Below are 19,458 nucleotides of genomic sequence, written 5' to 3'. Positions count from 1 at the left end.
GCACCGTGAGCAACGAGCTGATCGACCTCGACGGGCTGGGCATGACCTACGCCGCCGACAGCGGCCCGGTCGAGGCGCTGTCGGGCATCGACCTGAAGGTGGGGCGCGGCGAGTTCGTGTCGCTGGTCGGGCCCAGCGGCTGCGGCAAGTCGACACTGCTGCGCATCATCGCCGGCCTGCGCCCGGCCACGCGGGGCAGCGTGCGCGTCGCGGGGCGGCCCGTGACCCGCCCCATCGCCGATGTCGGCATGGTGTTCCAGGCGCCGATCCTGCTGAAATGGCGCTCGATCCTGGACAATGTCCTGCTGCCGGCCGAGCTGGCGGGCAAGGACGCGGGCCGCTACCGCGACCGGGCACAGCACCTGCTGCAGACGGTGGGGCTGGGCGAGTTCGCGGCCAAGCTGCCGCGCGAGCTGTCGGGCGGCATGCAGCAGCGCGCCTCGCTGTGCCGGGCCCTGCTGCTGGACCCGCCCCTGCTGCTGATGGACGAGCCGTTCGGCGCGCTGGACGCCATGACGCGCGACGAGATGAACCTGGAGCTGCTGCGTATCTGGGGCGAGACCGGCAATGCGGCGCGCAAGACCGTGCTGTTCGTCACCCATTCGATCTCGGAGGCCGTGTTCCTGTCCGACCGCATCGTGGTGATGACGCCGCGCCCCGGCCGCATCGCCGCGGTGCGCACCGTCGACCTGCCGCGGCCGCGCACGGTCGAGGTAAGGGCGTCGGCCGCGTTCGGGCAGCTGTCGCTGGAGATCTTCCGGACGCTGACGGGTAGTTGACGGTCTGCCCTTGACGGTGACCGGCAAGCTCGCTCAGTCTAAGCCAATAAGTAACCAGTTCGTTACTTCAGAGACATGAAGCAGGGAGGGGTGAGCGATGAAGCGCACAGTGTTGGCGGCGATCGCCGGGCTGGCGTTCGGCCTGATCGCCGGCGCCGCGTCAGCGCAGGACTATCCGTGGAAGCCCGACCGTCCGGTCACGATCATCGTGCCGTGGGCAGCCGGCGGCTCGACCGACCAGATGACGCGCATCGTGGCCGCCGAGCTGGAAGCCGAGCTGAAGCAGAAATTCGTGGTCGTCAACCAGCCCGGCGCGTCGGGCTCGATCGGCACCAAGAACGCGCTGGAGGCAGCCAAGGACGGATACACCTGGGCCGCGGGCGCAGCGGTCGATGTCGGCACATACCGCGTCCTGGGGCTGCTCGACACCGACCTGAAGGACTGGAGGGCGTTCTTCGCGGTCGCCAACGTCAGCGCCATCGCCGCCAACCCGGCCGCCGGCTTCAAGGATTTCGGCGACTTCCTGGAGAAGCTCAAGCGCGACGGCGACAACATCCCCGTCGCTACCGCCGGCCTGTCGTCGGCCGGCCACAACATGATGGAATCGATCCGCGCCGCCACGCCCATCAAATACAAGCACGTGACCTACAACGGCGGCGCGCCGGCCGTGGTCTCGGCCGTGGCCGGCGAGACCAAGGCGGTGTCGCAGCTGCTGGTCGAGATGAGCGAGCACATCAAGGGCAAGCGGCTGGTGCCGCTGGTCGTGATGGCCGAGAAGCCGGTGATGCTGGAGGGCTACGGCGAGATCCCGCCGACCGTCAAATGGCTGCCCAAGATGCCGGCACCGATGAACTATTTCGGGATCTGGGTGCACAAGGACGCGCCGCCAGCCGTGATCCAGACCATGGAAGCGGTGTGGAGGAACAAGATCGCCAAGTCGGAGGCGGTGCAGAAATACGCCAATGCCCGCAGCGCCATCTTCGCGCCGCTGTTCGGCGATGAGGCCCAGACCGAGGCGTTCAAGATGATCCGCTACACGGCCTGGCTCTATTTCGACGCCGGCAAGGCCAAGGTGTCGCCCGACACGCTGGGCATCCAGCGCCTGCAGTAGCAGAAATCCTCCCCAGCTTTGCTGGGGAGGTGCCCCGAAACGACGTTTCGACGCTGTCGCGTCGAAACGTCGGAGGCGGAGGAGAGCCGACGTGGTCTCAGTTGCGGGGACCACGTCAGCTCCCCCTCCGGCCTTCGGCCACCTCCCCCACTGCGTGGGGGAGGAATTGAGGTCACCGCATGCCGCAAACGCCGTCGCCGCCGCCGTCCTTGATGCCACATGAGGAGCCGCTGCCGCCCCGCTACGACCTGTGGACGGCGGCGGTGTTCTTCTGCGTCGGGACCGCCATCCTCTGGCTGTGCTGGCAGATGCCGACCTACCGCGAGCAGGGCGAGATCTACACCGCGCCCGGGCTGGTGCCGGCGCTGCATGGCGTCATCATCATCGTGCTCAGCCTGTGGCTGGGCTTTCGCGCCATCGGCCGCGGCGCCCTGCACGCGCCGCGCGAAGCGGCCGCGCCACGCGAGGGCTACAGCAACACCCGCCTGTTCCTGGCCGCCACCCTGTGCCTGGCCTTCGCGGTCGGCCTGGTCGGCCGGCTGCCGTTCTGGCTGGCGGCGGCGATCTTCGTCTTCGCCTTCGCCACCCTGTTCGAGTGGCAGCCCGGGCTAGCGCCGCGTGAGCGTGCGCGGCGGATGGCCATCGCCGCGGTGACGGGCCTCGCGACCGGCGGCATCGTCGTGCTGGTGTTCGAGCGCGTCTTCCTCGTGCGCCTGCCCTGAGGACCGACACCATGCTCGACAGCCTCAGCCAGTTCGGCGCCGCCTTCGGCACGTTCATGTCGCCGGGTGCGATCGTCACCGTCCTGTGGGCCACCTTCCTGGGAATCGTGATCGGCGCCCTGCCCGGGCTCACCGCCACCATGGGCGTGGCGCTGATGACGACGCTCACCTTCACCATGCCGCACACCGAGGCCATCCTGGTGCTGGTGTGCATCTATGTCGGCGCCATCTATGGCGGCAGCCGCAGCGCCATCCTGCTCAACATCCCGGGCACGCCGGCCTCGGCCTGCTCGACCCTGGACGGCTTCCCGCTGGCGCGCCAGGGGCTGGCCGGCCGGGCCATGGGCATCTCGACCAGCGGCTCATGGCTGGGCACCTTGTTCGGCACCCTGTGCGTGGCGACCCTGACGCCGGTGCTGGCCGAGCTGGCGCTGACATTCCAGAGCTTCGAGTTCTTCTGGATCGCGGTGTTCGGCATCGTGATCGCCGGCACGCTGTCGGGCGGTGATGCGCTGAAGGGCTATCTCGCCGGCTTCCTGGGCCTGTGGATCGCCACCATCGGCCAGGAGCCGCACTACAACTTCCAGCGCTTCGCCTTCGGCTATCCCGACCTGGCTGGCGGCATCGGCCTGCTGCCGGCGCTGGTCGGCGCCTTCGGTGTGGCCGAGGTGCTGCAGGCGATGCGCGCGCCGGCCGCCAAGGCTGTGGCCAACACCGTCGACTCGGTGATCCCGCGCATCGGCGACGTCCTGCAGTACTGGAGGACGATCCTGCGCTCCGGCGCGATCGGCACCTTCATCGGCATCCTGCCCGGCCTGGGCGAGGACACCGCGGCGTGGTCGTCCTATGCGGCGGCGCGACGCGCCAGCAAGGAGAAGGAGAAGTACGGCAAGGGCTCGATCGAGGGCCTGATGTCGGCGGAAACCGGCGAGAGCGCCTGCGTGCCCGGCGCCATCATCCCGGTGCTGACGCTCGCCGTGCCCGGCTCGGCGCCGGCCGCCGCCCTGATGGCGGCGATGCTGATCCACGACATCAACCCCGGCCCGATGCTGATGATCCAGACGCCGGAGTTCTTCTACCAGATCGTGGCCATGCTGGTGATCGCCGACATGAGCAAGCTGCTGTTCGGCCTGACCCTGGTGCGGCCGCTGCTGTGGATCCTGCTGGTGCCGCGCGAGCGCCTGATGCCGATCGTGTTCGTGCTGTGCACCGTAGGCGCATTCGCCATCACGTCGCGCGTCTTCGACATCTATGTGATGCTGTTCTTCGGCCTGATCGGCTTCGTGCTGCGTGAGCTGAAGTTCCCAATGGCGCCGATGATCCTGGGCCTGGTGCTGGGCGAGCTGCTGGAGAGCAACCTTACCCGCGCCCTGGTGCTGTCGGACGGCAGCATCGCGCCGTTCTTCACGCGGCCGATCAGCGGCGTGCTGGCCGCGATCACGATCTTCTCGGTCGTATGGTCGATCCCGGCGGCGCAGAACGCGATCCGGGGCGGGATGCGGGGCCTGCTCCGGCGCCGCGCCACGGCCGGCTGACGGCCCGGTTGCCCGCGTCGCCGCCGCTTCCTATATAGCGGCAGCGTGCGACAGCGCAGGAGACGACCATGAAAGTGCGCATCGACTACTGCAGTGGTTGAGGCTACAAGCCCCAGGCCCTCCGTGTGAAGGCGAAGCTCGAGCAGCTTGGCATCGGCGACATCGACATCGCGCCCGGAAAGTCCGGGCAGTTCGACGTCACGGTCGACGGCAAGCTGGCTTATTCCCGCTACCAGACCGGCCGCTTCCCGACCGACGATGAGGTCGACGCGCTCGTGGAAGCGTGACGGCAGGCACGGGCCCAGCCCCCTTTGGGGCTGGTCCCTGCGAAGGTCGATCACTCGGGACGGCGCCCTGGCAGCACTGCCGCGGTGCCGACGTGGCGGCTGAGGATGGTCCAGCGCGGCGTCTCCTCGCGCACCGGAAAGTTGTCGGCCAGGTATGGCGCGTATTGCGTCACGGCCTTCAGGGTGGCGGCGGCGAAGCTGGGACGCTTGGGGATCAGCACGACATCGACGTCGTCGAAGACGTTCTCGGCCGAGCGCGCCGGCGCGCCGGGCCAGAGCCACAGGTTGCCGCCGCGCGGCGGCGGATAGCCCAGCATGAATGGCAGGGCATTGACCTGATCCATCACCAGGATCCTGGCGGCGCCGCGCTGGCGGTCTGCGAACAGGGCCGCAGCGTCGACCAGCCCTTGCACGTATTCGGACTGGGACACGTCCCCGCTGGCCCGGCTCTCGCCCACCCGATCGCGGACATGGTAGGGAACGGCACCGCCATTGAGGACCATCGTCGTCAGGTCGACATCGGCGGGCACCGCCAGCCCGCGCAGATTGGTGCTTTCGACCGTAAGCAACGCAGCATCATGGCGCGCGACGAGGTTGTAGCCGACAAGCGTGGTCGCCGCGCTGACGATCGACAGCAGCGGGAATACCAGGACCGCCAGCAGCGGGGTCGCCACCGCCGCCGGCATCATCGCCGGCCGGTCGGCCGCGAGCACTTCGTAGACCAGGAAGGCGATGACCATCGCGACCGGAACACCGGCGCCCTGGGCATTCTGCGTCAGCACCAGCATGCCCATGCCGAGGATGAAGGCAGCGGCGATGACGCGCTGGAACGGCGCCCGGCCCCGCTGCCACAGCCAGAGCAGCAGCAGCACACCGCCGCCGTAGAGAGCGTACTCCGCCTTGCTGGCGAGGAAGATGCGGATATGGTCGGGCAGGGAGCCGCGAACATAGCCGGCGTGGGCCGCTTCCCAGATGTCGGCAAGATAGGCGTGGTTGTAGGGCGCCGCGGCGTTGGCGAGCACCAGGACCAGCACACCGCCCCACAGGAGCGGCCGGGCACGCACGTGATCCGATGCCAGCAGCGCCAACGCCAGCGCCCCCAGCCCCGCCGCCGCAAAGGTGATCTTCAAGTAGAACATCGCGAGCAGCAGCAGGCCGGCGACCACCGCATCCAGCCATGCCGCCCGCCGGCTTGGCCGCGGCGGCAGGAACACGATCAGGCACAGCACGGTGATCGCGCTCCAGCACCAGCGATTGTAGGACATCGCGAATGTGTAGGCGTTGGGCTGATCGCCGATATTCGCCGGCAGCAGCACCAGCAGCGCAACGTAGAGCACGAAGATGCCGGCCGGGAGCGGCGGCAGGCGACGCGCCGCCGCCATGACGGCAGCAGCGAAGATGAACGCCAGAAAGATCGTCTCGCCGACCAGGAAGGCCTGCGGATGCGGGCCGACGATGTCGAAGCCCAGGCGCGTCAGCAGGAAGCTCAGCACGCCCACCGGGTCATGGTAGTCGACATGCGGCACATGCCCCTGCACCAGCCGCCAGGCGCCGGTGAGGTTGAACAGCAGGTCGACCGTCATTTCCCGCGACAGCAGCCGCGGCGGTGACAACAGAAGCCAGATCCCGCCCAGCAGCGGCAATCCCAGGAGCCATGCCAGGTGCGGCGCCGACGTGTCGCCCTGCAGCAGGCTGCGGCTGACGTTGGCGATCAGCGGCCGCGGCGGCGTGTCTTCAGCTCCCCGGATACTCCCGCCGTCCTTGAGCACGACCATGGCCGCACGCTTCCCCGCCTGCATCGGTCGCCACGTCGGCGTCCTTTGCCCCGTCTCGAACGGGTAGCACGACCCACTGCCCACCGGCGGTGACCAACTTGGCGCCACCGCGCTGCAGCATTTAGTCAAGAAGATGAGGAAGCTGCGTCTACATGCCAGAAACACGTCAATTTATTGCTTACTGACGCGTTTCTGATGGATCGTGACAAATTTGGCACCTAGGCCCAGACATCGGCCGTGATGCTCTTGTACCAGTTGACCGTGTATTCAGCTTCAAGCTTGCGCTCGTTGAGCGTGGTCGGCGTCCTGACGCTGACACCACCGGCGTTCGGGGTCGTGGTGATGCCCTTGTCGCTCACCTGGTACACGTCCGTGGTCGAGATGCCGTATTCGGGCGTCACCAAGCTGTAGCAGATGTTGAACAGCGCCGGCGCGCCGGGCGTCCTGCCCGCCAGGCTTGCCACGATCGCCGCCGCCACGACCTTGCCCTGCGTGTTGGCCGACGACCCTGATTTGGGCATGGCGCCGGCCACGGCGGCATCGCCGACGACATAGACATTCGCCGCCCTGGTCGAGGCGAAGGTCATGGGATCGACCGGACACCAGCCGTTGTCGCCCACGAGGCCCGCGGCGTGCGCAATGGCGCCGGCGCGCTGCGGCGGGATGACGTTGATCACGGCGCCGGTCTCGCTGCCGAAGCCCGATTTCACCGTCATGGATGCGGGATCGACGCTCTCGACCTTGCCGCCATCCTTGCCGGCGATCCACGTCACCATGCCCGGGAACTCGCTCTCCCAGGCTGCCTGGAACAGGCCCTGCTTCGAAAAGACATCCTTGGCGTCGAGCACCAGGATCTTCGATTTCGGCTTGCTGGTCTTGAGGTACCAGGCCACGACGCTGACGCGCTCGTAGGGTCCGGGCGGGCAGCGGAACGGGTTGGCCGGCGCGCACAGGATAAAGGTGCCGCCGTCGGGCATCGCCTCGAGCTGGCGGCGCAGCAGCAGGGTCTGCGGCCCTGCCTTCCAGGCATGCGGCATCTTCTCCGCCGCCGCCTCGCTGTAGCCCGGCACGCCGGTGAAGCTGAGATCGACGCCGGGCGATACCACCAGCCTGTCGTAGGCATGCTTGGTGCCGTCGCCCAGGCTCACGGACCGCGTCGCCGTGTCGATGGCAGTGGCTTCGCCCTTGACCACCTTGATGCCTGCCTTGCGCAGGCCGTCGAAGCTGTGCGTCAGGTCATCCAGCTTGCGAAACCCGGCAATGACGTAGTTCGAGAACGGACAGGTGACATAGCGGTCGTCGCGCTCGACCACGGTCACATCAAGCGCCGGGTTGGCGCGCTTGAGGTAGCGGGCCGTCGTGGCGCCGCCGAAGCCGGCGCCGACGATGACGATCTTGCCGGCAGCGCCTTGCGCCAGGGCCGGCATGCCGATCACGCCCAGGCCGGCCGCGGCACCGGCAGTCTTCAGCAGGGAACGGCGCGTCGTGGTCATGGCCCCCTCCCTCACTTCAAGGTCGCGATGAAGTCGGCGATCGCGGCGATCTGCTCGTCGCTATAGCCTTTGGCGATGCGGTTCATGATGGTGCCGGGCCGCCGGTCGGCCTTGAAGTCGGCCATCTGGCGCACGATGTGGTCCCTGGGCAGACCGGCCAGGGACGCGATCGGCCCGTCGCTTTTGCCGGCCGGACCGTGGCAGACGTAGCAGGTCTGCGCCATCGCCTGGCCCGACGGACCGGTCGCCTGCGCCGATACCTGCAACGGCAGAAGCCACACGGCCAGCACCATGGCTGGAACACGGATGCCCATTGCCTGCCTCCCCCGACGTCATTGCTTGCCCCAACGCGCGACTGTACCACTCAATCCATCCTCCCGCCCAGCGGCGGGATGGCCGCTACCGAGGATCAATCCTTCGGCGTGCGCGTCGGGGTGACGCCCAGGCGCTCGGCGAGGTCGCTGGTGATCCTGGGCGGTGCCGTGCGGCAGCCGCGCATGCACGGCTCGGAGGCGCTCTTCGTGTCGGGGCGTGGATCCTCGGCGATGAAGCCGTCGCGGTTGGGCAGGCGGATGGCCTTGAGCCCGGCCGCATCCAGCTCGGCGTCGGCCGGCAGCAGGTCGTTGAGGTGCAGGATATAGGCCGTGACCGCGTAGACCTCGTCGTTGGACAGCGATTGCGGCGCGGTGAACGGCATCGTGCGACGCACATAGTCGAACAGGGTCGGCGCGTACGGCCAGTAGCTGCCTACGGTCTTGCGCGGGTCGTCCGAGGTCAGCGTCCCGTTGCCGCCCATCAGCTCAGGCCAGCGGCCGTTGCCTTCGCCAAACTCGCCGTGGCAGCTGGCGCATTGCGACAGGTAGATCTCCTCGCCCTGCTTCACGGTGCCCTTGCCCGGCGGCAGGCCCAGCCCGTCATCGCCTCGCACGTCGATGTCCCAGCCCTGGATCTGCGCCATCGTCGCGGGTTGGCCGATGCCGTAGACCTGGGCATAACCTTCGCCCGTAGCGAAAGCCAACCACAGAGACACAGAAACGCAGAGAAGCTTCCCTCCCCCACGCAGTGGGGGAGGGGGCCGAAGGCCGGAGGGGGAGCCGACGTGGTCTTTGTTACTAGGACCACGTCGGCTCCCCTCCGCCCCTTCGGGGCACCTCCCCAGCCTCGCTGGGGAGGGATCAAAGAATCTGGACATTGTTCACCGTGCCGTCGGGGTTCACCCGCCAGGTCTGCTGCGCGTTCTTGTGATAGATCGAGTTGACGCCGCGCACGGCGCGCAGCTGGTCGATGGTCGGCTGCACATAGCCCGACTCGTCGATGGCGCGGCTTTGCACCAGGGCCGGCGCGCCATCCCAGGTCCAGGGCAGGCGGAAGCGCGTCAACGCCTGGCTCAGCACCGGCTCCTGCAGCTGCGCGCTCTGCCAGTTGTCGCCGCCGTCGAGCGAGACGTCCACGCGCTTGATGCGGCCACGACCGCTCCACGCCAGGCCGCGGATCTCGTAGAAGCCCTTGCCGAACTTCAGCGGCTTCTCCGGGCAGGGAAAGGTCACCACGGAGTTGGCGTCGAGCACGAAGGTGAACTGGCGTGCCTTGCCGTCGGGCATCAGGTCGGTGTACTTCGACGTCTCCTCGCGGTGCTGCCAGGGCCGGTCGCCCAGCTTGATGCGCCGCAGCCACTTCACATTCACATTGCCTTCCCAGCCCGGCACCATCAGGCGCACGGGATAGCCTTGCTCGGGCCGGATACGCTCGCCGTTCTGGGCGTAGCACACGATGCAGTCGTCCATCGCCTTGGCCAGCGGGATCGAGCGCGTCATCACCGCGCCGTCGGCGCCTTCGACCAGCATCCATTTGGCTTCGGGCCGCACGCCGGCCTCCGCCAGCAGGGTCGACAGCTTCACGCCGGTCCACTCGCAGCAATGCACCATGCCGTGGGTGAACTGGCAGCCGTTCATCTGGGCGCCCTTCCACTCCATGCCGCCATTGGCGGGGCATTCGAGGAACAGGATGCGGCTCACCGACGGGAAGCGCACCAGGTCGTCCATGGTGAAGATCAGCGGCCGGTCGACCATGCCGTGGATGATCAGCCGATGCTGCTGCGGATCAATCTCCGGCACGCCGGCATGGTGGCGCTCGAAGCACAGCCCGCTGGGGGTGACGATGCCCTCCAGATCGGGCAGCGGCGTGAAGCTCACCGACGACTGCTCGGTGGCGGTGAGCCATTCGACGTTGCGCCGCACGACGTGCTTCTCGAACGGCGAGGGATTGCCGTAGGGCTTCTCGCTGACCCCCGCGCCCAGCATGCGGGTCCATTCCGGCACGTTGGGCGGCAGGTTCTCGCCGCCCTTGGCCAGCGCCAGCCTGGGATGCAGCAGGCCGGCCGTCGCGGCGGCAGCGCCTACACCCGCCAGCAGGCCACGGCGGCTGCTGCGCAACGGCGGCGCCGCCACACGCATCGCGGCCACCTGGCGCGCCACTTCGTTGCGATCATCGATCGCCATGTCCCTCACTCCGTCATGCCGCGCGTGTCGGCACCGATCACATGCACGGCACGCGTGTCGTCGAGCCTGACGACCGGGTTGGCCTTCAGGTGAAGCATCACGACGTCGTGCACGGGCGGACCTTGCGTGCCTTCGTTGACCGATGCCCAGCCGGCGACGATATAGGTCCTGGCCGGGTCGATCTTCTCGCCGGTCTTCAGAAGCGTCATGTCGCTGATGCGGCTGCCCATCGGCGCCGCCACATCGATGGCGTAGGCCATGCCTCCGACCCGCACCATGTCGCCGCCCTGCTGATAGTAGGGATCGGGGTTGAACAGGTTGTCGGCGACGTCCTCGAGGATCTCCCTGAGGAAGCTGCCTTTCATCTCCGAGCGGTAGGCGGCGGGATAGGTGATGGCGGTCTGGTTGTAGACGTCCTCGACCGTGATATCCTGGCCGGGCAGCAGCGTGGCGCCCCAGCGGAAGCCCGGCGACAGCGCGATCTCGGCATCGCGCTCGGCCAGCAGCGCGCGGCAGATCAGGTCGTCCATGGTGCCGCCGAAATTGCCGCGCCGATAGAGCGTCGAGTCGGTGCGCGCCAGCACCTGCGACAGCAACGCCTTGTGCGGCGCGCGGATCGCGTCGATCTGGCGCGCCATGTCGGCGTCCGGCGCTATCACATCGGCGAAGACGGGGATCAGCCTGTAGCGCCAGCCGGCGACGCGGCGATCCTTCACGTCGAGATCCAGCCGCGACAGGAACTTGCCGTGGCTGCCCGATGCGATCAGCAGCGAGTCGCCGACCTTCACCGGCTGCGGCAGCGCGTCATGCGTGTGGCCGGTGAGGATCACGTCGATGCCGCGCACGCGCGCCGCCAGCTTGCGATCGACATCGAAGCCGTTGTGGCTCAGCAGCACGACGAGATCGACGTCCTTGGCGCGCAGCGCCTCGACGCGTGCCTGGATCCTGTCCTCCTCGATGCCGAACGACCATTCCGGGATCATCCAGCGCGGGTTGGCGACGGGCGTGTAGGGAAACGCCTGGCCGATGATGCCGATCGACACGCCGCCGCGCTCGAACACCGCATCGGCGTCGAACACGGGATCGCCGAAGCCGGTGTCCTTCACGTTGCCGGCGAGGAACGGGAACGTGAGGCTGTCCTTCAACGTCCTGACGCGCTCGGCACCATAGGTGAACTCCCAATGCGCCGTCATGGCCTCGACGCCCAGCGCATTCATCGCCTGCACCATGTCGGCGCCCTCGGTCTTGAGCGCCGTGTACGATCCCTGCCAGGTATCACCGCCGTCGAGCAGCAGGGTGCGCCCCGGCCGTTCGGCACGGATCGCCTTCACCAGCGTGGCCATGCGGTCCAGGCCGCCGACGCGGCCGTAGCTCCTTGCCAGCGCCGCGAAATCGCTCGACGCCAGCGCGTAGGCATCGGCCGAGCCGGCCTTCACGCCGAAAGCCTGCAGCAGCGCCCGGCCCGTGAGGTGCGGCGGCAGGCCCGTCACCTCGCCGACCCCGATATTGACCGACGGCTCGCGGAAATGCAGCGGCACGAGCTGGGCGTGGATGTCGGTGAAATGCAGCAGCGTCACCTGACCCAGCGGCTCGAAGGCCAGCAGGTCGGCCTGGGTCAGGCGCTGCTGTGCCAGCGCCCGCGTGCCGCCCACCCCGAGCACGCCGGCGGCCAGCCCCAGCTGGATCAGGTCACGGCGCGAAAGATGGGGCATGGGTCACTCCCTCCCCCACGCCTCGGCAGGGGCGGCCGTTGATCCCCGACACCCTCTCCCCGCGGGAGCGGGGAGAGGGAGGGGCCCGCGCGCAGCGCGGGAGGGTGAGGGGTACGTCCGGCCGGACCCGGTATACAGGCGCATGATTTGAACGTTCCTACCCCTCACCTTCCCATGCCTTCGGCATGGGCCCCTTCCTCTCCCCGCTCCCGCGGGGCGAGGAGAAATCGGGGAGGATCATCAGGCCAGCGTGATCTTCTGCTCGGCGGTGTAGACCGAGCCGTCGTCGTCCTTCCATTCGAAGGCGAGCGTGCCGCTCTCCTCGACCTTCACGAAGAACGACAGATAGGGGTTGGCCGAGATCGCGGGTTCCAGCTTGCCCGAGAACACCGGCTTGCCGTTGTAGGTGACGGCCATCGCGTTGACGATGCGCCGCGGGATGGTGTTGCCCTGCGTGTCCTTGCGCTGGCCCGATTCCATCGGGTGGGTGATCAGCGTCTTGATCTCCAGCACGTCGCCCTTCTTGGGGTTCTGCGGCACGCGGATGCGGGGCTTGATGTCGTCGGCCATGATGGTTCTCCGGTGTATCCGTGCTCAGCCGCCGCAGCCGCCGATGGTGACCTTTACCTCGCGCGCGGCGCTCCACAGCGTGCCGTCGCTCATCTCCGCGACGCAGACGATCTTCTGGGTCTGCGCCATGCGCACGCGCAGCTGCACCTCGCACTTGCCCGCCAGCGGCGTGAAGAAGAACGAGGCCACGCCCGGGTTGGGGTTGCCGTCGGCGACGATGTGCAGGGCCTTGACGTGGTCCTTGTCGGTCATCGGGCTCTCGACCGACACCGTGACCGGCACGGCATTGCCGTTCTCGGCGATCTCCGGCGCCTTCAGGGTCACGCGGCCTTCCTTGGGCTCGCCCTTGGCCAGGGTCTGCAGCAGCTGCTTGGCGGTCTCGGGCGTCGCCGCCGCCGGCCGTGCCGCGATCGCCGTGAGGGCCGCGGCGGCGGTCATGCCCAACGCGCCCACCAGGACGCGCCGGCGGTTCATTGCCAAGTCGTTGGTCATAGGTCGTCCTCTCAATGCCGGATGTTCGGCGCGGTGAGCTTGAGGCCCTGGTTCAGGCTCTTCAGGTAGAGCTCAAGATCACCGTATTCGGGTGCATCAGGCGGCAGCTCATTGGCCCGCACCTGCACCGCGCACCACTGGAAGCGCTTGCGCACGTCCCAGGTCTCGCCCGTGCCGCGGCTGGTGCGCCAGGTCGGGAAATGGTCGAGCTGGCCGCGGAATTCGCCCAGCCACTGGCCGCGCAGCCATTTCAAGGCCCCATGCTCCTGTGTATGGCAGTCGATGCACGCGAAGTTGAGCTGCCCGATCTTGGTCTCGGTCAGGGTCTTGCCGCGCGCCACCGCCGCCTTGGCCTCGGGGCTGGAGGCATCGACACGGATCTCACGGCCGTTGGAGAGCGAATGCAGGTAGACAGACAGGTCGGTGTTCGCGGTGCTCTGCATGCGCCAGTCGACGTCCAGTGTCGCCTTGGCATGGCGGTAGATGAACTCCTCGACACCTAGCACCTTGTTCAGGCGCGGCTCCCACCGCGGCATCGACGTGGCCCAGCCGGCGAACGCCGCCTTGGCGTCGGCGTGGCACGACACGCAGCTCTTGCCGTTGCCCACTGGCTTCGCCGCCAGCGCCGCGCCGACCTCGATGCGCTCGGCAGCGGGGTTCACGAAAGGATCGAGCGCCTCGCGGTCCTCGACCGGCTGCTTGCGCTTCTGGGGATCGTCGAGCGCATCCTTGAACGTCGCCGGCGCCTTCAGCGTCTTCAGGAAGGCAACGATGTCGCCGACCTCGCCCTTGGTGTAGAAGCCGTGCGCGCCCCATGGCGGCATCGATGTCTGCGGGTTGTAGACCCGCGCGTCGTAGACGTAGTTGAACAGCCACTGGTCGGTGCGGCCGGCAGCACCGATCTCCGACAGGTCGGGCGCGAAGCTGCCGGGCGTTTCCTGGCTCGACGTGCCCATGACATGGCAGGCCAGGCATCCGCCGCCGCGGGCACGGGAGAAGGCCAGCTCCTGGCCCTTCTTCGGATCGCCCGTGACGGTGGCGATCTCGATCTCCTGCCCCGGCGGCCTGGTCAGGTCGCGCCTGGCCAGGGTGTTGTAGTCATCCCACCGCGCCGCGTTCCAGCCACGGTAGCGGGTCCACGGCTCGGGTGCCGCCGACCCCTCCAGATGCAGCGGCGCCGGGGCCCTGGTCTGAGCCACCGCAACGGTGGCCGGCGCCACGAGCAGGGCGATCACGGAGGCTGCAAGGCATAATGACAGGGCGCCGCGACCATCCCCAACCTCGCTTCTGCTCCCCTTCAACGCGGCCGGCCACGGCCGTCTTACCTTGATCCGCATCACAGGCGCTTCCCCTCTTCGCGGGCCCGTTCGTCCCGCGCTGTTCTAGCACTTCGTTGCAAGCGTGGTCCGAAGCCGCTCGATCTCGATGCCCAGCAGGCCCCAGAAGTGATCCTCGCCGGGGTAGCCTGTGATGCGGCCCACCTCGCGGCCGCAGGCCACGATCACGAAGGTGGGCGTGACATCGACCGGCCTGGACAGGCGCACGCCGCCATCCGTGCTGCGATCGGCATCGACGCGCCGCAGCGTCAACAGGCGTCCTTCGGGGGTCTTGCCGTACACCGGTCCGATGTCGCGGTCCCAGGCCGCGCACCACGGGCAGCTGCGGGAATGGAACATCACCAGCTCAGCCGCCATGGCCATGGCGGCACCGGCCATCAGCATGGTGGCCGCGACCACAGTCCCCAGCACTGCGCGGCCGAACCGACCGATCATGCCGACGTTCCCTCGCCATCGTGCAATTCCAATTGTCGCTTATATTAGAAATCCCTAAAGTGCTTTGCAACGGCAAAGCCGGCACGATCGCGCACAGATGCTTGAAGGCGTCGACAGGAAGCAATTCGAACGCAGCGCCGCGAACGCGGCGCAGCTTCTCAAGGCGCTGGCCAACCAGCGGCGCCTGATGGTGCTGTGCGCCCTGGCCAATGGCGAGCGCTCGGTGGGCGCGCTGGCGGCCGAGGTCGGCCTCGGCCAATCAGCCTTGTCGCAGCACCTGGCGCGGCTGCGCGGCCTGGGCATCGTCGCCGCAAGGCGCGACGCGCAATCGGTCTACTACCGGGTTGCCGATCCCGCGGCGGCGCGCCTGCTCGAGACCCTGGCGGCGATCTTCTGCCCGCCACGCCAGGCCGCGAGCAGACCGCGCGGCTCCCGGCGTGCTCAGGGCTTGTCGGTTAAGGCAAGGAGCGCGGCAGGAGCCGCGCGGTCCGGTTGAGCACACGTCTTCCTGGATGGCTTGCTGCGCTGGTGGCGGTGCTGACGCTGGCCGGCCCGCAGGCCTGCGCCGAGCCGGTGCAGATCCGGCACGATGGCCGGACGCTGAATGCCGACCTGACGCTGCCGCAAGGCGGTGATGTGCGGGACGGGCTTGTGGTGCTGGTGCACGGCACGCTGATGCATGGCCGCATGGAGATCATGGCGGCGCTGCAGAAGGGCCTGGCCGAGCGCGGCGTCGGCAGCCTTGCGATCACGCTGTCGCTGGGGATCGACGACCGCCGCGGGCCCTATGATTGCGCCACGCCGCATCGCCACATGCTCGACGCCACCGCCGGCGAGATCGGCGCCTGGACGCTTTGGGCCAGGGAGCGCGGCGCCGCGCAGGTCGATCTCGCCGGCCATTCGCGCGGCGGCGCGCAGGCCGCCTATGCCGCCGCCACGGGCGCGGCGCCGGACATACGGCGCCTGCTGCTGATCGCGCCGGCGACATTCGATTCCGCCGCGATCGCGACGGGCTACGAGAAGGCGTTTGGCCTACCGCTGGCACCGCTGCTGACAGGGGCGGCCGGCCTCGCCGCGACGCCGGATGCGCTGCTGCGTCCGATCGGCTTCCTCTCCTGCCGCGACGCCGCCGTTGCCCCGCGCACGTTCATCGATACCTACACCGTGCCGGAACGCCACGACACGCCGACCCTGCTCGCCCGCCTCAACCAGCCGGCCCTGGTGGTGATCGCCGGCAACGACGAAGTCGTGCGCGGCCTCGATCGCGTGCAGGCCGTGCCGGGCCGGGTGCGTGTGGTCAACGTCGACGGCGCCGACCACCAGTTCCGCGACCTGTACGGCGACGATCTCGCCGACGCAGTGGCAGCGTTCGTGAAGGAGTAGGCTTCGGGCCCTCCAAGACGTGATCTCAACGGCTCCAAAAGTGCATCCTTCGGACGGGCCTCTGGCTTGGCGTCTATCAAGCGCGGGGCCTCGAGCGCGGCACCGGCGGAAGCAGCGGGTCGATCAGACCGTCGATGTCGGCGAAAAGATCGGCCCGCCACCTGCCGTAGGCGGACACCAGCCGCCGGAAGTCGCCATCGGACAGCCTCGTCCGCGCCGTGAAGCGTCCCAGCACGATGTGAAGCACGCCCAGGCCGTCGAATTGGGCGAACAGATCGGCCAGCGACTTCGTGGTTCCGCACGACGACGCCGGCTCGAACGGCAGGGTGGGCATTTCCGAGTCGTAGAGAGCCGATACCGGTATCGATTGCCGCCAGTCTCGCCGCAGGGCGCAGGCCAGGGGCACGTACCATTGCGGTGTCGCCGGGCGCATGACATGCCGCAGAACCAGCGACTCGGCGGGGCCGATGTCCGTCTCCGGTATGCCGATCCTCCGGGCCACGTGCCGGAAGATGCGGGTCTCCTTCTCCATCACTTCGCAGATGCTGCGCGCGGCCATCAGAACCGGCGTCGATTGCCGCGCGTCATCGAGCAGGCGGCCAAGGAACCTGACCTGGTTTCGCATCACCTCGATCATCGGCATGCCGTCACAAATCGCGAACCCTGTCCGATCGACTTCATCCGTCAAGGTGATGAACCAGAACTGGTCGTTGGTCGGCGTCGCCGTGATCGGCCATGGCCGATCGTCGTACCAACCGCGCGTGACGTCATCAGCCGATGCACGGCGAAGGCCGCCTCGCGCCAGTCGCGCCTGCAACCGGACGATGGCCAGCAATTCGCCCGGACGCCACGGCACGCCCTCTACCGCGAGCTCGGACAGGAATCTCGCCAGCTCGCTCCACTTTTCCGGCTCGTCGACAACGCGCTCAACGAAATCAGCCGCCTCAAGGACCGACATGCCCCAATCTTCCAGGGGCAATAACCAGGCCCCTTGCGCTGACTTCACGGGGATCGACATGATGCCCCAATCTCGGGGGTTTGTGTGCGAGCGCCAGCCTTTGAGGTTTCTTGCCTGGTCCCATTTGCCGGCCCGATCAAATGTCCGACGCTCCAGGAGAAGGCGCTTGTCGTCTGGAAGAAGGTCGCCGCTTTCCGATAGCACGGCCAGTGCCCTCTCCGGCTCATCGGCTGACAGCGACGCTTTGATCGTGCGGATCGCCCATTCCCGCCGCAGGCTCACTGGCAGCGCGCGCCCCTCTTCATCCGTCGGACTGCGATCAAGCATCACCTTGAGCGTTCCCCGACCTCCGACATGGGCGATTTCGTCGACTGCCGACGCCAGATCCAACCGCGCTCGGGAGGTCCATCGTCCCGGAATTGTGTCGAGGTCGAGCCCGGCGGCGAGCCGGTGATACAGCTCCTCGACGCGATCGCGCTCGGCTGTGGCGGCGTTCGCCGGATCAGCCTGCCGCCTGAGGTAGTAGTCGGCTGCGGCGCGATGCAGCGCCTCCGTTTCCCGTGGCTTTTCCTCGCGCATCAGCTCCAGCATCTGGCCGCGGATGTCGGCGCGGTGGCGCACGCTTCCGTCGGGCTCGACCCTTACGAGATCCTTCTGGCGGCGAAGCACATCGAGGATTGCCGCGATCCGGTCGTCGGAAAGGTCGGGGTGTCCGAGGACGGGCAGCATGACCTGGCGTACGACGTCGTGATCGATACGGCGCAACACCAGGCCGGGGTGCACAAGGTCCCGCAGATCCTTGGCGACGTGATCGAGAATCCGCCCATACAGTATCCCTTCGATCAGCCGCTTCCTGAAGAGGCCCCTCAGCGTGTCCACGAAGCTCACGCTCGCCGCGTCGGCACCCTTCTCCCGCACCAGCCGTGCCGCCAGCAGCAAGGCGAGCGGACGACCGCCGACTTCGTCCGCGACCTGGGCCGAGATGGATGGGCTGACGCCGCGTCGCTCGAGGAAGGACTGGCGACTGGCGCGATCCGCGAATTCTTCCAGGGTGTGCCGCGCCGCGGTCGTGAAAAAGCCCTTGGCGTCGTCGCGACCGGCGATCAGAACCCGCGTCTGGGGCATGGCGGCGTGGACGGCTTCGATGAATCCCTGAAGCCGGCGAACCGCCTCATCTCCCAGAGCCTGGGCTTCTTCGAGCGTGTCGAACACCAGGAGCAGCGGCAGGTCGGGCGCGTCGCTGGACGTGATCTGCCGTGAAAGCCCGCTCAGGAATGAATAGAGGACCTGAGGCGGCAGCAGGTCGGGAGGAATCCGGGCGTCATGCATGGCGGCCGCCTGCCGAGATGCCGTCCCGCTTTCGCTCGCCGTGCTGCCTGCCGCGCGTTGCCGTTGCTCCATCCATTCGCGGACCTGGGCGCGCAGCTGCCGCAGATCGTCATGGCCCGCCGGCAATTGCCAGCTCAGCTGCCGCACGATCTCCAGAAGCAGCGTGCCAGGTTGAGCTGCCGTGACCGTCGAGCGGTCGAAGTCGAGATAGGCGAACCACATCTGCTGCCCGGCGTCCGGCTGCACGTGCTGCAGGATGAACTTCGCCAGCAGAGTCGATTTGCCGATGCCACCGACCCCGCTCAGGATCATCGTTGCCGGTCGACGACCGGCCACGCGCCGCACGGCGCGGCGGATGGACTCGCCGATGCCCTCCGACTCCAGAACGTCGGCAAACACCCGCAGATCCCGCAGTTCCTTGTCGCGGCCGACAAAGAGATCCCGGCCGGTCTGTGGATCGTAACCCGTCAGGAAACGGAACGCCTCGAGCAGCTCCTCGAGCTCGATCCGGCGCAGCTCGGCGCGTGGACTGACGGGCAGGCTCGATGCTTCCGGAAGCCACCCCAGCACGGACCTGTAGGCCGCCAGGGCTTCGCGGCTGGCGACCGCGGGATCGATGCGCGCCCCGCTTGCGAGGCTGGCCAGGGCCTGGCTGAGGGCATCGCCGGCCGACGCACCCAGGGCCTGGAGCTGCTGCTGCGCCTCGTCGACCCCGGCGCGCAGCCCATCGACCGTGGTCGCCACGTCGGCGAATATCTTTCGGCGCTCGTCCGCCTTCAGGATCCACTGCGTCGTGTCACCTTCGGCCGCGACATTGCAGACGTTCAGCAGCTGCCGGAGGTCGGCCACGCCGGCATCGGGAAACAGGCGCGCCGGCTCGAACCGGCCCAGAAACGCAGCCGTCTTCAGGATCTTCTGGTAGGTCGATGATCCAACGCTGCGCCAGCCGACGTCGGGCGCAGGTGCGCGCGATGCCCGGGCGATCTCCCGCAGATCGGCAAGATCGTCTTCGGGGATCATCGGCGCCGGATTCGGCACGTTC

At 68.1% G+C, this 19,458-nt stretch carries 17 protein-coding genes and 1 pseudogene; 7 read left to right on the top strand and 11 right to left on the bottom strand.

Features of this window, described 5'->3' with window-relative positions; genetic code table 11:
- Positions 1-5 precede the first annotated feature (5 nt).
- The 5 genes and pseudogenes from FHP25_RS05950 to FHP25_RS05930 all read left to right on the top strand — a co-directional run.
- Positions 6-779 carry an ABC transporter ATP-binding protein gene (locus FHP25_RS05950; protein WP_331461668.1) on the top strand — a complete coding sequence of 258 codons (774 nt, stop codon included), beginning with the start codon at positions 6-8 and terminating at the stop codon, positions 777-779.
- Positions 780-876: 97 nt separating this feature from the next.
- A complete protein-coding gene (locus tag FHP25_RS05945; protein ID WP_147845992.1) occupies positions 877-1,890 on the top strand; it encodes a Bug family tripartite tricarboxylate transporter substrate binding protein in 1,014 nt (337 codons plus the stop codon).
- A gap of 179 nt (positions 1,891-2,069) precedes the next feature.
- Positions 2,070-2,612: a tripartite tricarboxylate transporter TctB family protein gene (locus tag FHP25_RS05940; protein WP_147845991.1), complete on the top strand. Its 543-nt coding sequence runs from the start codon at positions 2,070-2,072 to the stop codon at positions 2,610-2,612.
- Between the two features lie 11 nt (positions 2,613-2,623).
- Positions 2,624-4,147, top strand: a complete 1,524-nt coding sequence (locus FHP25_RS05935) for a tripartite tricarboxylate transporter permease (RefSeq protein WP_147845990.1) — start codon at positions 2,624-2,626, stop codon at positions 4,145-4,147.
- Between the two features lie 116 nt (positions 4,148-4,263).
- A pseudogene (locus tag FHP25_RS05930) lies at positions 4,264-4,434 on the top strand (Rdx family protein); the annotation flags it as partial.
- 50 nt (positions 4,435-4,484) lie between these two features.
- On the opposite strand, the gene FHP25_RS05925 reads toward FHP25_RS05930, so the two are convergent.
- The 10 genes from FHP25_RS05925 to FHP25_RS05880 form a co-directional block, all read right to left on the bottom strand.
- On the bottom strand, positions 4,485-6,209 hold the full coding sequence (locus FHP25_RS05925; protein ID WP_147845988.1) for a hypothetical protein: 1,725 nt from the start codon (positions 6,207-6,209) through the stop codon (positions 4,485-4,487).
- Positions 6,210-6,427: 218 nt separating this feature from the next.
- A complete protein-coding gene (locus tag FHP25_RS05920; protein ID WP_147845987.1) occupies positions 6,428-7,702 on the bottom strand; it encodes an NAD(P)/FAD-dependent oxidoreductase in 1,275 nt (424 codons plus the stop codon).
- Between the two features lie 11 nt (positions 7,703-7,713).
- A complete protein-coding gene (locus tag FHP25_RS05915; RefSeq protein ID WP_147845986.1) occupies positions 7,714-8,016 on the bottom strand; it encodes a c-type cytochrome in 303 nt (100 codons plus the stop codon).
- A gap of 95 nt (positions 8,017-8,111) precedes the next feature.
- Positions 8,112-8,720, bottom strand: a complete 609-nt coding sequence (locus tag FHP25_RS05910) for a c-type cytochrome (RefSeq protein ID WP_218578213.1) — start codon at positions 8,718-8,720, stop codon at positions 8,112-8,114.
- Between the two features lie 157 nt (positions 8,721-8,877).
- A complete protein-coding gene (soxC, locus tag FHP25_RS05905) occupies positions 8,878-10,155 on the bottom strand; it encodes a sulfite dehydrogenase (protein ID WP_147846137.1) in 1,278 nt (425 codons plus the stop codon).
- Between the two features lie 50 nt (positions 10,156-10,205).
- Complete coding sequence (soxB, locus tag FHP25_RS05900; protein ID WP_147845985.1) at positions 10,206-11,912, bottom strand: thiosulfohydrolase SoxB; 1,707 nt, start codon at positions 11,910-11,912, stop codon at positions 10,206-10,208.
- Positions 11,913-12,152: 240 nt separating this feature from the next.
- A complete protein-coding gene (gene soxZ, locus FHP25_RS05895) occupies positions 12,153-12,482 on the bottom strand; it encodes a thiosulfate oxidation carrier complex protein SoxZ (RefSeq protein ID WP_147845984.1) in 330 nt (109 codons plus the stop codon).
- A gap of 24 nt (positions 12,483-12,506) precedes the next feature.
- Positions 12,507-12,974: a thiosulfate oxidation carrier protein SoxY gene (soxY, locus tag FHP25_RS05890; RefSeq protein WP_147845983.1), complete on the bottom strand. Its 468-nt coding sequence runs from the start codon at positions 12,972-12,974 to the stop codon at positions 12,507-12,509.
- Between the two features lie 11 nt (positions 12,975-12,985).
- Positions 12,986-14,209, bottom strand: coding sequence for a sulfur oxidation c-type cytochrome SoxA (soxA, locus tag FHP25_RS05885; RefSeq protein WP_218578212.1), 1,224 nt, complete (start codon positions 14,207-14,209; stop codon positions 12,986-12,988).
- A gap of 147 nt (positions 14,210-14,356) precedes the next feature.
- Positions 14,357-14,746 carry a thioredoxin domain-containing protein gene (locus tag FHP25_RS05880; RefSeq protein WP_218578211.1) on the bottom strand — a complete coding sequence of 130 codons (390 nt, stop codon included), beginning with the start codon at positions 14,744-14,746 and terminating at the stop codon, positions 14,357-14,359.
- A 97-nt stretch (positions 14,747-14,843) separates the two neighbouring features.
- On the opposite strand from FHP25_RS05880, the gene FHP25_RS05875 reads away from it, so the two are divergent.
- Positions 14,844-15,242: an ArsR/SmtB family transcription factor gene (locus FHP25_RS05875; protein ID WP_147845981.1), complete on the top strand. Its 399-nt coding sequence runs from the start codon at positions 14,844-14,846 to the stop codon at positions 15,240-15,242.
- Positions 15,239-16,129, top strand: a complete 891-nt coding sequence (locus FHP25_RS05870) for an alpha/beta fold hydrolase (RefSeq protein WP_147845980.1) — start codon at positions 15,239-15,241, stop codon at positions 16,127-16,129. The genes FHP25_RS05875 and FHP25_RS05870 overlap by 4 nt, the downstream gene beginning before the upstream one ends.
- Positions 16,130-16,205: 76 nt before the next feature.
- On the opposite strand, the gene FHP25_RS05865 is transcribed toward FHP25_RS05870, so the two are convergent.
- The gene (locus tag FHP25_RS05865; RefSeq protein WP_231712224.1) at positions 16,206-19,454 is read right to left on the bottom strand and encodes an AAA family ATPase; all 3,249 of its coding nucleotides are present in this window, start codon (positions 19,452-19,454) and stop codon (positions 16,206-16,208) included.
- Positions 19,455-19,458: the final 4 nt, after the last annotated feature.

Origin of the sequence: Vineibacter terrae (genome assembly GCF_008039615.1) — a bacterium.
GTDB lineage: Bacteria > Pseudomonadota > Alphaproteobacteria > Reyranellales > Reyranellaceae > Vineibacter > Vineibacter terrae.
This window is presented reverse-complemented; position numbering and strand designations above follow the sequence as displayed.